Here is a 12416-nt window from a genome sequence, read left to right as displayed (position 1 = left end):
GCTTGCATCCGAAACCTAGGGTTCCTAGGATTTCAGCTAGGGACCCCAGGACGGAGGCGTCACATGGCACGGGCCGGGATCACCGCCGACCGGCTGGTCGCGGCGGCTGCCGAGCTGGCCGACGAGGCCGGCTTCGAGCAGGTCTCGCTGTCGGCTCTGGCCCGTCGTTTCGGCGTGCGGGACGCGAGCCTGTACGCGCACGTCCGCGGTCTGAAGGACCTGCGGCACCGGCTCGCGCTGCTCGCGGGCGGCGAGATGATCGACCGGATCGCCGCCGCCGTGGCCGGGCGGTCCGGCCGGGACGCGCTGGCCGCGTACGCCGACGCCTACCGGACGTACGCCCTCGCCCACCCCGGGCGGTACGCGGCCACCCAGATCCGCCTCGACCCCGCGCTCGTCGACGCCGACGCCCCCGCCGCGCGCCGCACGGTGGAGATCACCTACGGCATGCTGCGCGGCTACGGCCTGGCCGAACCCGATCTCACCGACGCCGTGCGCCTGTTGCGCGCCACCTTCCACGGCTACTGCGCCCTGGAGACCGCAGGCGGCTTCAACGCCCCGCGCGAGGTCCGCGCGTCCTGGGACCGGGCGATCGACGCCCTGCACATCGCACTGGAGAACTGGCCCCGCGAGGAGACCGACCACCATGTCTGACCTGCACTACGACGTCACCGGGAGCGGCCCCGTCCTGCTGGTCGTCCCGGGCGGGGCCGGCCACCCCATGGGCCTGGAACCGCTGGCGGAACGTCTCGCGGGGCGCTTCACGGTCGTGACGTACGACCCCCTGGGCCTCGCCCACGGCCACCTCGGGGACACCTTCGCCGACCAGCGCGTGCAGGACTGGAGCGAGGGCGCGCACCGGGTCCTGGAGGAGGTGCTCGCGGAGGGCGACTCGGCCTGCGTCTTCGGCACCAGCGCCGGTGGTGTCACCGCCCTCGACCTGCTGGCCCGCCACCCCGGCAGGCTGCGGCACGTCGTCGTCCACGAACCGCCGTGCGTCACCCTGCTGCCGGACGGAGAGCGGCTGCGGGAGCAACTGATCGCGCAGCTCGACGGCGGGCGGCCGGACCCGACGGTGGAGGTCACGCCGTTCTCCGTCTTCCTCGCGCATGTCCTGCGCCCGTTCACCCGCTACCGCCCGCCGACCGGACTGCCCCGTCTCACGGTGGCGGCGGGTGTCGACTCCCGGGGGCAGCTCCTGCACCGGACGGCGGAGTTCACCAGCCGGCACACCGGCGGCGCCTTCGCCGAGTTCCCCGGCGGCCATCTGGGCACCGTCGAACATCCCGTCGCGTTCGCGGACCGGATCGCGCAGGTCCTGCCGGGCTGAGAACCCGGTCCCGCCGGGGCGACCTTCCGGGGCCCGGCGGCGGCCACCGGCTCTGGCGACCGCACCACGCACCACGGGGCACCGCGGGGTGCGTGCCGTCGGCAGGCCCGCGCCGAGTCCGGGGGATCAGTCCCGCGCGAGGTGCTCGACCTCGACTCCGGCGTCCGGCCAGCGGACCCGGAGTCCAGGACCCTCGCGCCACCGGACCGTCAGCTCCCGGTCCCCTTCGACGCGCACGGTCACCGTCTCGCCCAGCGGTACGGCGTCCGCCGCGCCGGTGAGCCGGCTCAGCGCGACGAACAGGGCCGGGCCCTCCCCCGTGACCCCGGTCAGCGCGTCGTCGAGGCCCGCGACGGGGAGCAGTTCGGACCGCAGCCCGTCCGGTGCGGCCCACCCGGTCACCCGGACCGGTGTCCCGGGCTGCGCTCCCGTCACCCGGAAGGCACGCACCTCCACCGCCCCGCGCACCAGCACGGCACTCGTCACCCGGGCCCCCGCGCCGGCCGAGTGCCGCGACGCCGCCCAGCCGTCCCCCACGCCCAGCGGCTCGATGCCCGTGCGGCTCGGGTCGTCGCCGACGATCACGCTGTTGTCGTACGACACCGACGGCTCGGTCACGGTGGAGTAGCCGAGGCGGGTGTAGTAGGGGTCGTAGCGGACGTCCTCGCTGCCGTGGTTGTGCAGGCGGACCACCCCGTCCGAACGCGTCGACTGCAGCAGCCAGTTGGCGGGAGCGATCGGGGTGACCGCGTCGGCGCGTTCCACCGGCGCCGGTTCCTCCGGTGCCGTCCACACCTCGTGGTCGGGCGGGAGCAGCAGGCCGAGGAAGCCCTTGCTCGCCCAGTACGGGGAGGCCGGGCCCGAATAGCCCTGCAGCAGCGCGGTGTCGGGGCCGCGCCAGCCGAGGGTCAGCAGGCCGTGCGCGTCCACCGCGCCACGGTCCAGGAAGTACTTCAGCGCCCCCGAGGCCAGTCGGCGGGTCTCCCCTGCGGACAGGGGGGTACGCCCGGTGAGCGCGCCCAGCCACAGCGGCGCCGTGGTCGCGAAGCGGTAGGTCAGCGAGCGGCCCTGGTGCATCGGGGCGCCGTCACCGCCGAACAGGCGGGCGTAGTCGCGCAGGTGGCGCTCCAGGCGGCCGCCGTACAGGTCGAGCAGCCGCTCGTCGCCGGCGAGCCAGGCGTGCAGCACCGGGTAGAGGTGCATCGCCCAGCCGTTGTAGTAGTCGAACTTGCGGCCGTCGCCGTCGGTGTACCAGCCGTCACCGACGTACCAGTCCTCGATGCGGGCCAGCCTGTGGTCGATCGCCTTCCGCGCGGCGGCCGGCTCATGGCCGATCTCGGCCAGGAAGCCACCGACCGTGACCGGGAACAACTCCCAGTTGCAGGGCCAGGGTTCGGCGGTCAGCGCGTCGGCGAGCCAGGCCGCGGCGCGCTGGCGGGCACCGTCGTCCAGCCGGTCCCACAGCAGCGGCCGGGTCAGGCGCAGGGCGAGGGCGATCGAGGCGGCCTCGACCAGCGGCTGGCCGCGGTCCTCGATGCGCGGCCAGCCGCCCGACACCCCGGCCACGAGTCCGTCCGCGTACCGCTGGAGCGCGGTCTCGTCGCGGCGGAAGGCGGCGAGGAGCAGGGTGCGGGCGTAGCCCTCCAGGCCGTCGGAGAGGTGCCCGGACCAGCTCTGGTGGTCGCCGGGGAGGTGGTAGAGGGCGCGGTCCGGGGTGGCGTATGGCTCCACGGCGGCGAGCAGTGCGTCGGCCGCGGCCTCCCAGTGGGCGCGGGTGTAGCCGGTGCGCGGGCTGGGGCCGCGGTCCTCGGAAGGCAGCTGCATCGGTGCTCTTTCTCGCTCGGTCCGGACGTCGTGCCCAACCTGGCGGCCTCACCTGGTGCCGGGCCAGGTGCCGTTGGAACCTGGGGCGCCCCGGTTCCGGTCGGGGCACCCCAGGGGCTCATCCCACCCGCACGGTGCCGCGGGGCACCAGGTGCTGGGCGAGAAGCTCGTCGCGCACCAGGCCCGCGTAGACGGTGGCACCGTGGGCGGAGGTGTGGGTGTTGTCCTTCTTCTCGTTGTACAGGTACAGCGCCTTGGAGCCCTCCACGCCGAGGGACTCCACCAGCGCCTTGGTCTTCGCCGTGAGGTCGATCAGCGGCACGTCCTCGGCGGCGGCGACCGAGCGGATCACCTCAGGATGATTCACGCCGAGCCCGTTGACCAGAAGCGCGATGTCGTTGTTCAGCGTGCCGTCTGCGTTGAACCAGCGGCGCACGATCGGCGTGACCAGCACCGGCCTGCCGTCGCGCGCCCGTACGCCGGCCACCAGGGTCTCCAGATTCGCGCGGTAGGTCGCCTCGTCCGTCGCCTTGTCGTTGTGCGCCAGCTGGATCAGCACCAGGTCACCCGGGCGGATCAACGGCTGGACGGTGCCCCAGAGCTGCGGGTTTCGGAGGTAGGTCACCGTACTTTCGCCGGAGTCCCCGTAGTTGGCGACGGCGACTCCCCTGCGCAGGTACTGCGGGAGCTGCTGGCCCCAGCCGGAGTACGGGTCGGCGGGCTGGTCGCAGACGGTGGAGTCGCCGACCAGGAAGAGCTGCCGGACGTGGCGCGCGGGGGTGACGCGGATCCCGGCGAGTGCGGGGGCCGAGCCGCCGACGGCGAGGTCGAGACCGGGCGTTCCGTCGGGGCCCGTCGGCTCGCCCTCCGGGGTGCGGACGTTCACCGTGAAGCCCCGGGTGACATGCCTGCCGGCGGCCGCGGCCGTCTCCGGGAGGAGCGAGCGCCGGGTCTCGCCGCTGATGCTCGTGCTGGACGCGGCCGGGCCGCCGAGCCGCACCGTCACGTCGTAGTCGCCCGGTGGGACGTCGAAGTGACAGGCGGTGGCCGTGCAGTTCGCGATGCCGAGGGGCGGCTGCCGGTCCTGGGCCCCCCGGGCGGCGGGCGCGGCCGTCAGGCAGGCGCCGAGGACGACCGCCGCGAGCGCGGCGACGCGTGCACCGTTGAAACGTCTCACCGGGACTCCTCCGTCGGGCGACATGGCCTGGCGCGGACCGTACCGCCAATGGACAAGCGCTTTCTAGACCATGGACTGATTTCCGCAAACTGCCAACCCCGCAAACGTGAAAGCCCTTTCGCGAAATCCATTCAACTGTCACCCTCACACTCACCCGCACGCCCGCCCCGCCGAAGGAGGCACCCCCATGTCCGGATCCACCGGGAGACCGCTCGGACGCCGCACCTTCGTCCTCGGCGGCGCGGCCGCCGCCGGCACCGCCGCCCTCACCGGCCCGCTGGCCACCACCGCCTCGGCAGCGGGCTTCGGCTGGTCGGACGACGGCTCCCACTACGTCGTGGCCACCGGCGCCGATCTGGTCTTCAAGGTCAGCAAGACCAACGGCGACCTGACCTCACTGGTCTACAGAGGCACCGAGTACCAGGGCTACGGCGGCAAGAACTCGCACGTCGAGTCGGGCCTCGGCACCTCGACGGTGACCATCGCCCAGTCGGGTCCGACCATCCTGGTCTCGGTCGCGTACGGCACGCTGAAGCACTACTACGCGGCCCGCAGCGGCGAGAACAACATCTACCTGTGGACCAATAAAGCCGACTCGTCGGTCACCGCCACCCGGTACATCGTCCGCGTGAAGGCCGGCCTGTTCCTCAACGACGAGCCGGACTCCTACACCTACGCGCCCACCGTCATCGAGTCCGCGGACGTCTTCGAGAAGTCCGACGGCCAGACCCGCGCCAAGCACTACTCGAAGCTGCGGGTGATGGACTACGACTCCATCGGCTGGACGACCGGCAGTGTCGGCCTGTGGATCGTGCGCAGCAACCACGAGAAGGCCTCCGGCGGCCCGTTCTACCGCTCGCTGCTGCGCCACCAGAGCGCCGACGGCGGCGGCCTGTACGAGATCCTATACTACGGCGAGAACCAGACCGAGTCCGAGCGCTACGGTCTCCAGGGCCCCTACGTCATCGCCTTCACGGACGGCGGCGCACCCTCCTCGTCCCTCTCCCCCGGCACCCTCACCACGTCGTGGGCGGACTCGCTCGGCATCGTGGGGTACGTGCCGGCGAGCGGGCGCGGGCGGGTGGCCGGCGTCGGCATCTCGGGACGGGACACGGCGCACCCGTACACCGTGGGGCTCGCCAACACGGCCGCGCAGTACTGGGGTTCCGCACGTTCCTCGGACGGCTACTTCTCGATCGCGGGTGTGCTGCCGGGGACGTACACCCTCACCGTCTACAAGGGCGAACTGGCCGTCCACACCCGCTCGGTGAGCGTCTCGGCGGGTGCGACCACCACCCTGAACACCCTCGCGATCCCGTCCTCCAACGATCCGAGCAACGCCGCCGCGATCTGGCGCCTCAACGACTGGGACGGCACGCCGAGCGGCTTCAAGAACGCCGACCTGATGACGTACATGCACCCGTCGGACGTACGGGCCGCGTCCTGGACCGGGAACGTGGTCGTCGGCAGCGGCACCGAGACCTCGGCCTTCCCCTGCTACCTGTGGAAGGACGTCAACAGCGGGATCGTCGTGTACTTCAGGCTGACGGCCGCCCAGGCGGCCGCCGCGCACACCCTGCGCATCGGCGTGACGACGGCCTACGCGAACGGCCGCCCGCAGGTCGTCGTCAACGACAGCTGGACCTCGGCCGTCCCCTCCCCGCCCGCCCAGCCGAGCACCCGGTCGCTGACCGTGGGCTCGTACCGGGGCAACAACCACACGTTCACCTACAGCGTGCCGGCGTCCGCCTGGCTGACGGACACCAGCGCCTACAACACGCTGAGGATCTACGTGGCGAGCGGTTCGGGGACGACGTCCTACCTCAGCGCCGGCACCGCGATCGACGCGATCGACCTGCTGGTCTGAGCGGAGTGCCCGTCACGTCCCGCGCGTCCACTGCTGGTTGGTGCCGCCGTTGCAGGTGTAGGTGATGACGGCGGCCGAGTTGGCGGTGGACGCGCCGGACACGTCGAGGCACTCACCCGTCGTGCGGGCCTTGATGTTCACGTACGACCCCGAGGTGACGACCGACCACTGCTGGGCGGTGGCGCCGGTGCAGTCCTCCTGGGTGACGTCGGCCGCGTTCTCCTGGAGGCAGAGCGAGCTGCCGCGGCCCATCAGTTCGTAGTAGCCGGTGCCCAGGTCCTTGAACCACCACTTCTGGTTCGTGCCGCCGTTGCAGGTGTACTGGCTGATCGCGACGGCCTCCCAGAGGGACTGGCTGGGGACGTCGGCGCACTTGCCGCTGTGCCGGGCGATCAGGGTGTTGTAGGTGGCGCTGGTGCCGCTGACGGTGCCGGCGGCCGTGTCCACGGAGACCTCCGGGTACCAGGACATCGACATCGAGGTGGACGTCGGGAAGGTCAACGGCAGCCAGACGTACCGGGAGTCGTTGACCGTGCCGCCGAAGGAGTTGCCCCAGCGGTCGCCCATGTAGAGGTACGAGGTGCCCGAAGTCCCGCTGAGCGTGAGGACGTACGCGGTCTGGGAACCGTACGCCGTCGAGTCGCCGACGTTGGTCCAGGAGGTCCAGGGTCCGGAGAGGGAGGTGGCGGTGGCGTACTTCTGCTGGTTGGGGCTCCAGCCGGTGGCTGCCGACGTGAGCATGAAGTAGACGCCGCCCCGCTTGAAGAGGGCCGGGGCCTCGCGGCTGGTGCCCGCCCAGGGGTTGGCGACCAGGCTGTCGATACCGGTGTAGTCGGCGGTGAGCTTGTATATCTGCAGGTCGGCGTTCTCGTTGGCGGCCGAGACCATGTAGGCCGTGCCGTCCGTGTCGACGAAGGTGGTGAGGTCGCGGGACATGTACTGGCCGAGCGGCCGGAAGCTGCCCTGGTAGGTGTAGGTGCCGTCGACGGTGTCGGAGACGGCGACCGCGGCCCTGGCCTCGCTGTAGTCGACGCCGTTCTCCTTGTGCATCCACATCACGAACTTGCCGGTGGAGGCGTTGTAGATGACCTTCGGGCGCTCGATGTAGGCGGTGCCGAGCTCGGCGGCGGAGGACTGGGAGAGGACGTGGCCCCGGAACTCCCAGGACTTCAGGTCGGTGGAGCGGTAGGCGTCCACGTACCTGAAGGTGTTGTCGGAGTTGCGGTCCTCGCCGAACCAGTAGTAGTAGCTGCCGACTTTGATGACCCCGCCGCCATGTGCGTGGACGATGTTCCCCGACGTGTCGGTGAACCGGGTGCCGTTGGTGACGGTCTGGGCTGCGGCCGCGGCCGGTCCCGCGGTGGCCAGGGCGCCGATCACCGCCAGACAGAGGGACAGCAGGATCGCGTACGCACGTCTCATCTCACACACGCTCCTTGAGGGTTCCTGCGGGGTTCTGGGGGATTCTGAGATCGCCGAAAAGGTAAGGGCGCGTTACAAGAAGGTCAACGGATCTGACAGGACAGGGCAGAAAGCGATTTCCCGACGGTCCACGGCCGGGCTACTCGTCCGCGCAGTGGACGCCGTCGGTCGTCCGGTGCCGGTTCGACTAGCGTCGGGAGCATGACCAGCGACACCCTCCCCAGCCTCGCCGACGCCCTCGCCGCCGGGACGGTCGTGCTCGACGGCGGCATGTCCAACCAGCTGGCCGCCGCCGGGCACGACCTGAGCGACGACCTGTGGTCGGCACGGCTGCTCGCCGACCTGCCCGACGCGGTGACCGAGGCGCACCTCGCGTACTACCGGGCGGGCGCCGACGTCGCCATCACCGCCAGCTACCAGGCCACGTTCGAGGGCTTCGGCAGGCGCGGGATCCCGCACGAGGAGGCCGCCCGGCTGCTCGCGCTGAGCGTGCGCCTGGGGCGCGACGCGGCACGGCGGGCGCGGGCCGAGGGGATCGTCCGGCCGCTGTGGGTGGCCGCCTCGGTCGGGCCGTACGGGGCGATGCTCGCGGACGGCTCCGAGTACCGGGGGCGGTACGGGCTGGACGTCGACGCGCTGGAGCGGTTCCACCGGCCGCGCCTGGAGGTGCTGGCCGGGGCCGGGCCGGACGTGCTGGCGCTGGAGACCGTGCCGGACGCGGACGAGGCGGCGGCGCTGCTGCGGGCGGTCCGGGGGCTGGGGGTGCCGGCCTGGCTCTCGTACAGCGTGGCGGGCGGCCTCACCCGGGCCGGGCAGCCCCTGGAGGAGGCGTTCGCCCTGGCCGCCGACGTGGACGAGGTGATCGCGGTGGGCGTGAACTGCTGTGCGCCCGAGGACGTGCCGGGTGCGGTGGAGGTGGCCGCGCGGGTGACCGGGAAGCCGGTGGTCGTGTACCCCAACAGCGGTGAGGTGTGGGACGCGCGGGCTCGGGCGTGGACGGGGCCGACGACGTTCGGGGCGGAGCAGGTCGCGGGGTGGCGGGAGGCGGGGGCCCGTTTGGTCGGGGGATGCTGCCGGGTGGGACCGGAGGGGATCGCGGGGATCGCTCGGGTGGTCTGAGCGTCGCGCCCGGTGTCTCCCGCCGGGTACGCCGGCGTCCCGTTCGGCCGCGGTCCGCGTCCGGCCCGCACCACCGCGCACGTGCCCCACGAGGAGCTGGGACGGCTCGCCGTGCGGACCGCGCTCGCACGAGGAGCTGGGACGGCTCGCCGTGCGGACCCCGCTCGCGCCGGGCCGCGACCCGTGCGGTGGTCCGGGCCTCAGTGGCGGCGTACGGCGGCCACCGAGCGGCGCAGCCTGCGCACCGCCGTGCTCCGTTCGGCCGCGCGCCCGGTGCGGGCCGCCGGCGCCTCCCGGGTCCAGAGGGCGAACTCCGCGTCCCGGGGACCGGACACCGTGTGGGGTTCGCCGTCGCCGAGGATCCGCACCGGATGGGTCTCGTCCCAGGACTCCCAGCCGGGGTCGCCGGTGGTGACGAAGCGGACCCAGGCGCCGTGCAGGGCGTCGGCCAGCTCCTGCGGGGCGCCCTCGCCGGCCAGCCGGGCCGAGTCGGGGTCCTCCCCGGTGTCGAAGACGAAGCCCAGCTCCAGGGCGTGGCAGGCGCCGAGGCCGGGGCGGTTGGAGGGCCAGGCGAACTCGTAGAGGTGGGCGGAGCCGGGGCGGGCCTCGGCCAGCCGGTGCAGCGGGAGGCGCAGCAGGTGGTCGGTGACCATCTGGCCGACGATCTCGGCCGGGCCCGCCTCGGGGCGCAGGGCGCGGTAGCCGCGCGGCACCTCGGGGCCGACGCGGCAGCGGGCCATGGCGCCGGCGAAGGCGACCGGGCCCAGCCGCTCGACGTGCTCGACGAGGCCGCCGGGGACCAGCCAGAGCCGGTACTCGTCGCGGGTCCAGCCCATCAGCAGGTCGACGCCGTGCGCCGCCTCACCGTCGAGGAGGGCCTGGAGGGGGTCACGGGGGACGAGGTCGCCGTCGACGACGATCCCGAAGGCGGGGCCGCCGAGCACGGGGCTGCTGAGCCGGCCCACCTCGGCCTGGGTGCGCAGCAGCAGGTCACGGTCGACTGCGGCGAAGGCCTGGGCGGTGGCGGGGATCCTGAGGCGGCCCGCCATCCGGCGGACCATGCGCCGTACCTTGTCCCGCTCCGCGGCCTCGGGCGGGCCGCTCTGCAGGACGGCGCGGCGGACAAGGCCCTGCGCCTGGGGCGCGGCGAGCAGGGCGCCGGTGCTGATGGCGCCGGCGGACTGGCCGCAGAGGGTCACCCGGGCCGGGTCGCCGCCGAAGGCCGCGACGGTGTCGTGGACCCAGCGCAGCGCGGCGAGCTGGTCGCGCAGGCCGGCGTTGGGCGGGGCGTCCGGGAACAGGCCGTAGCCCTCCACTCCCAGCCGGTAGTTGACCGAGACGAAGACCACTCCGTCCCGCGCGAACGCGTGCCCGTCGTACACCGGTACGGCAGAGGATCCCCTGGTCAGGGCGCCGCCGTGCAGCCAGACCAGGACCGGGAGCCGGGCGCCGGGACCCGGCTCCGGGGTCCACACGTTGAGGTTGAGGCAGTCGTCGCCGGGGATCACCGGGTCGGACAGGTACTGCGCGAACGCCTCCGAGTACGGCGGTTTGGGCGCCGTCGACCCGAACGCCCCCGCGTCCCGGACGCCGTCCCAGGGCTCGGGCGGCACCGGCGGACGGAACCGGTGCGCACCGAAGGGCGGGGCCGCGTACGGGACGCCGCGGAACACCGCGACCCCGCGCTCCCACCTGCCGCGCACCGCCCCGTACGGGGTGGCGGCCACGGGGTCCGTCCGTTCCGTCCGGTCCGCCGTCATCCGCCACCAGCTCCTCCCGCCGCGCGCCAGTACGCCCCGGTATCACCAGAGCATCACATCCACTGCCGGTATTCCGGCACACACGGCGGTCGAGCGGACACGTGCGGCTGCGGCGCACTTCAGCGTGCCGAAGCCGAGCTGTCGCACCCTCCGCCGCCACAGCCGTGGTCCCCGCCGCCACCCTCGGGGAACCAGGTCGTCACACCTGGCGTCCCCCTCTCCGACCTCCACGGCTCCCGCCTCCGCTTCACCGGAGCAATGGCCGCGGTCCACGCCGTGGACCGCGTCGGCGCCCGTGCACCGCGTGCATCTCCGGCTTCCAGGCGGCCTGCACGCGCCCATGACGCCGGACCTGTCCCCCTGTTCGAAGTTTCGAAAGTCGCGCTCGGGAAGATCCCGCGAATTCCCAGGTCTTCCCGCCGTGTTGACGCGCACCTATCGTAGGAAGCGCTTACTGCACGGCAGGCACGCAGACCGCGGAAGCAGCGTTGGTCGCAACTTTCGTTACTTTCGTTGGCCCAAGGGCGGGCCGGAGAGGCGGGTTCCCCATGGTCCGTGCCGGAGGTACGAGCATGGCGGCGGCCGGTCCGACGCTGGCGGTGGTGGCCCGCGAGGCGGGCGTCTCGGTGCCGACCGCGTCCAAGGTGGTGAACGGCCGTGACGACGTGGCCCCCGAGACCCGCCGCCGGGTCACCGAGGCCCTCGAACGGCTCGGCTACGTCCGCCGGCCGCGGTTCGACGCGACGAAGGCCCCCACCCTGATCGACCTGGTCGTGCACACGCTGGACAGCTCGTGGACGGGCGCGGTGCTGCACGGGGCCGAGGAGGCGGCGCACGAGGCGGGGCTGGAGATCGTCGTGTCGGCGGGGCTGACCCGCACCCGGGCCGGCCGCCCGGAGCACGGCTGGCTGGACAAGCTGACCGCACGCGGTTCCTCCGGGGTGCTGTTCAACCTGGCCGAGCTGACCCGGGCGCAGCACGCCTGGCTGGACCACCACCGCATCCCGTACGTGCTGATCGACCCGGTCCACGAGCCCCCGCCGGGCGTGGTCTCCGTCGGCGCGGCGAACTGGCAGGGCGGGGTCACCGCGACCGAGCACCTGCTCGCGCTCGGCCATGAGCGGATCGCGGTGATCGCCGGCAACCGGCGCCGGCTGTGCAGCGGCGCCCGGGTGGCCGGCTATCGGTCGGCGCTCGCCTCGGCGGGGCTGCGCCATCGGGGCGAGTACGTCCGGCACGCGGGCTTCGACGAGGACACCGCCCGCTGCCGTATGCACGAACTGCTCGACCTGCCGGAGCCACCGACCGCCGTGTTCGCCTGCTCGGACCGGATGGCCCTCGGGGCGTGCGCGGCGCTGGCCGAGCGCGGGCTGCGGGTGCCGGAGGACGTCAGCGTGGTCGGCTTCGACGATCTGCCCGAGGCACGGTGGCGGACGCCTGCGCTCACCACGGTCCGCCAGCCGCTGTCGGAGATGGCGGCGACGGCGCTGCGGCTGCTGGTGCGGCTGATGCACGGAGACCGTCCCGAGGGCACCCGGACGGAGTTGTCCACCAGGCTGGTGGAGCGGGCGAGCACGGCGGCTCCGCCTGCCCGTTCGGCCGCACGGCGGTGACCACGCCCTCGCCGAGATCGTTTCCTGGGCATGAAACTCACCCTGCGCACCGCGGCGGCCTGTGCCCTGGCCGCGGCCGCCCTGACCACGGCTCTGGGCACCGCCCGGGCCACGCCCCTGACTCTCGCCCCGGCCCGGCACCACGCGACGGTGGCGGTCCGGGCCGACGAGCACGATCCGAAGGAGGACGTGGAGCTGGACGAGAACGGCCCAGAAACTGCGGGAGTCGCGGCTCATGCCGGGGAGGAGGCTCTGGTTGGCCCAGGCCCACATCCATGAGCCCGCCCTCGGGGCGAAGCTGCCC

The 12416-nt window shown here is 73.1% G+C and carries 10 protein-coding genes; 6 read left to right on the top strand and 4 right to left on the bottom strand.

Annotation, left to right across the window (positions count from 1 at the left end; genetic code table 11):
- Positions 1-63: 63 nt before the first annotated feature.
- A complete protein-coding gene (locus AB0M11_RS10065) occupies positions 64-654 on the top strand; it encodes a TetR-like C-terminal domain-containing protein (protein ID WP_365703372.1) in 591 nt (196 codons plus the stop codon).
- Positions 647-1330, top strand: coding sequence for an alpha/beta fold hydrolase (locus AB0M11_RS10060; RefSeq protein ID WP_365703370.1), 684 nt, complete (start codon positions 647-649; stop codon positions 1328-1330). Before AB0M11_RS10065 ends, AB0M11_RS10060 begins: the two co-directional genes overlap by 8 nt.
- Positions 1331-1456: 126 nt before the next feature.
- Here the strand turns inward: AB0M11_RS10060 and AB0M11_RS10055 are convergent, their stop codons facing one another.
- Positions 1457-3154 carry a DUF2264 domain-containing protein gene (locus AB0M11_RS10055; protein ID WP_365703368.1) on the bottom strand — a complete coding sequence of 566 codons (1698 nt, stop codon included), beginning with the start codon at positions 3152-3154 and terminating at the stop codon, positions 1457-1459.
- A gap of 118 nt (positions 3155-3272) precedes the next feature.
- Complete coding sequence (locus AB0M11_RS10050; RefSeq protein WP_365703366.1) at positions 3273-4331, bottom strand: rhamnogalacturonan acetylesterase; 1059 nt, start codon at positions 4329-4331, stop codon at positions 3273-3275.
- A 187-nt stretch (positions 4332-4518) separates the two neighbouring features.
- On the opposite strand from AB0M11_RS10050, the gene AB0M11_RS10045 reads away from it, so the two are divergent.
- Positions 4519-6198, top strand: coding sequence for a rhamnogalacturonan lyase B N-terminal domain-containing protein (locus AB0M11_RS10045; protein ID WP_365703364.1), 1680 nt, complete (start codon positions 4519-4521; stop codon positions 6196-6198).
- Between the two features lie 12 nt (positions 6199-6210).
- Here the strand turns inward: AB0M11_RS10045 and AB0M11_RS10040 are convergent, their stop codons facing one another.
- Positions 6211-7620 (bottom strand): RICIN domain-containing protein, encoded by a 1410-nt coding sequence (locus AB0M11_RS10040; RefSeq protein WP_365703362.1) that lies wholly within the window; start codon positions 7618-7620, stop codon positions 6211-6213.
- 201 nt (positions 7621-7821) lie between these two features.
- Here AB0M11_RS10040 and mmuM point away from each other — a divergent pair, with 201 nt between their 5' ends.
- Complete coding sequence (mmuM, locus tag AB0M11_RS10035) at positions 7822-8739, top strand: homocysteine S-methyltransferase (RefSeq protein ID WP_365703361.1); 918 nt, start codon at positions 7822-7824, stop codon at positions 8737-8739.
- A 200-nt stretch (positions 8740-8939) separates the two neighbouring features.
- Here the strand turns inward: mmuM and AB0M11_RS10030 are convergent, their stop codons facing one another.
- Positions 8940-10499 carry a carboxylesterase family protein gene (locus tag AB0M11_RS10030; RefSeq protein WP_365703359.1) on the bottom strand — a complete coding sequence of 520 codons (1560 nt, stop codon included), beginning with the start codon at positions 10497-10499 and terminating at the stop codon, positions 8940-8942.
- 548 nt (positions 10500-11047) lie between these two features.
- Between AB0M11_RS10030 and AB0M11_RS10025 the strand changes: the two genes are divergently transcribed.
- Both AB0M11_RS10025 and AB0M11_RS10020 read left to right on the top strand, forming a co-directional pair.
- A complete protein-coding gene (locus AB0M11_RS10025; RefSeq protein WP_365703357.1) occupies positions 11048-12112 on the top strand; it encodes a substrate-binding domain-containing protein in 1065 nt (354 codons plus the stop codon).
- A gap of 30 nt (positions 12113-12142) precedes the next feature.
- On the top strand, positions 12143-12391 hold the full coding sequence (locus AB0M11_RS10020; RefSeq protein WP_365703355.1) for a hypothetical protein: 249 nt from the start codon (positions 12143-12145) through the stop codon (positions 12389-12391).
- The last annotated feature ends 25 nt before the right edge of the window (positions 12392-12416 follow it).

The sequence above is a fragment of the Streptomyces sp. NPDC051987 genome, from assembly GCF_040680735.1.
Classification (GTDB): domain Bacteria; phylum Actinomycetota; class Actinomycetes; order Streptomycetales; family Streptomycetaceae; genus Streptomyces.
The sequence above is the reverse complement of the archived record's forward strand: the minus strand, read 5'-3'. Positions and strand labels throughout refer to the sequence as shown.

Bases quoted from the DNA above. Each gene is read 5' to 3' on its own strand.
- AB0M11_RS10065 (WP_365703372.1), top strand. From the start codon at position 64: ATGGCACGGGCCGGGATCACCGCCGACCGGCTGGTCGCGGCGGCTGCC.
- AB0M11_RS10060 (WP_365703370.1), top strand. From the start codon at position 647: ATGTCTGACCTGCACTACGACGTCACCGGGAGCGGCCCCGTCCTGCTG.
- AB0M11_RS10055 (WP_365703368.1), bottom strand. From the start codon at position 3,154: ATGCAGCTGCCTTCCGAGGACCGCGGCCCCAGCCCGCGCACCGGCTAC.
- AB0M11_RS10045 (WP_365703364.1), top strand. From the start codon at position 4,519: ATGTCCGGATCCACCGGGAGACCGCTCGGACGCCGCACCTTCGTCCTC.
- AB0M11_RS10040 (WP_365703362.1), bottom strand. From the start codon at position 7,620: ATGAGACGTGCGTACGCGATCCTGCTGTCCCTCTGTCTGGCGGTGATC.
- mmuM (WP_365703361.1), top strand. From the start codon at position 7,822: ATGACCAGCGACACCCTCCCCAGCCTCGCCGACGCCCTCGCCGCCGGG.
- AB0M11_RS10030 (WP_365703359.1), bottom strand. From the start codon at position 10,499: ATGACGGCGGACCGGACGGAACGGACGGACCCCGTGGCCGCCACCCCG.
- AB0M11_RS10025 (WP_365703357.1), top strand. From the start codon at position 11,048: ATGGTCCGTGCCGGAGGTACGAGCATGGCGGCGGCCGGTCCGACGCTG.
- AB0M11_RS10020 (WP_365703355.1), top strand. From the start codon at position 12,143: ATGAAACTCACCCTGCGCACCGCGGCGGCCTGTGCCCTGGCCGCGGCC.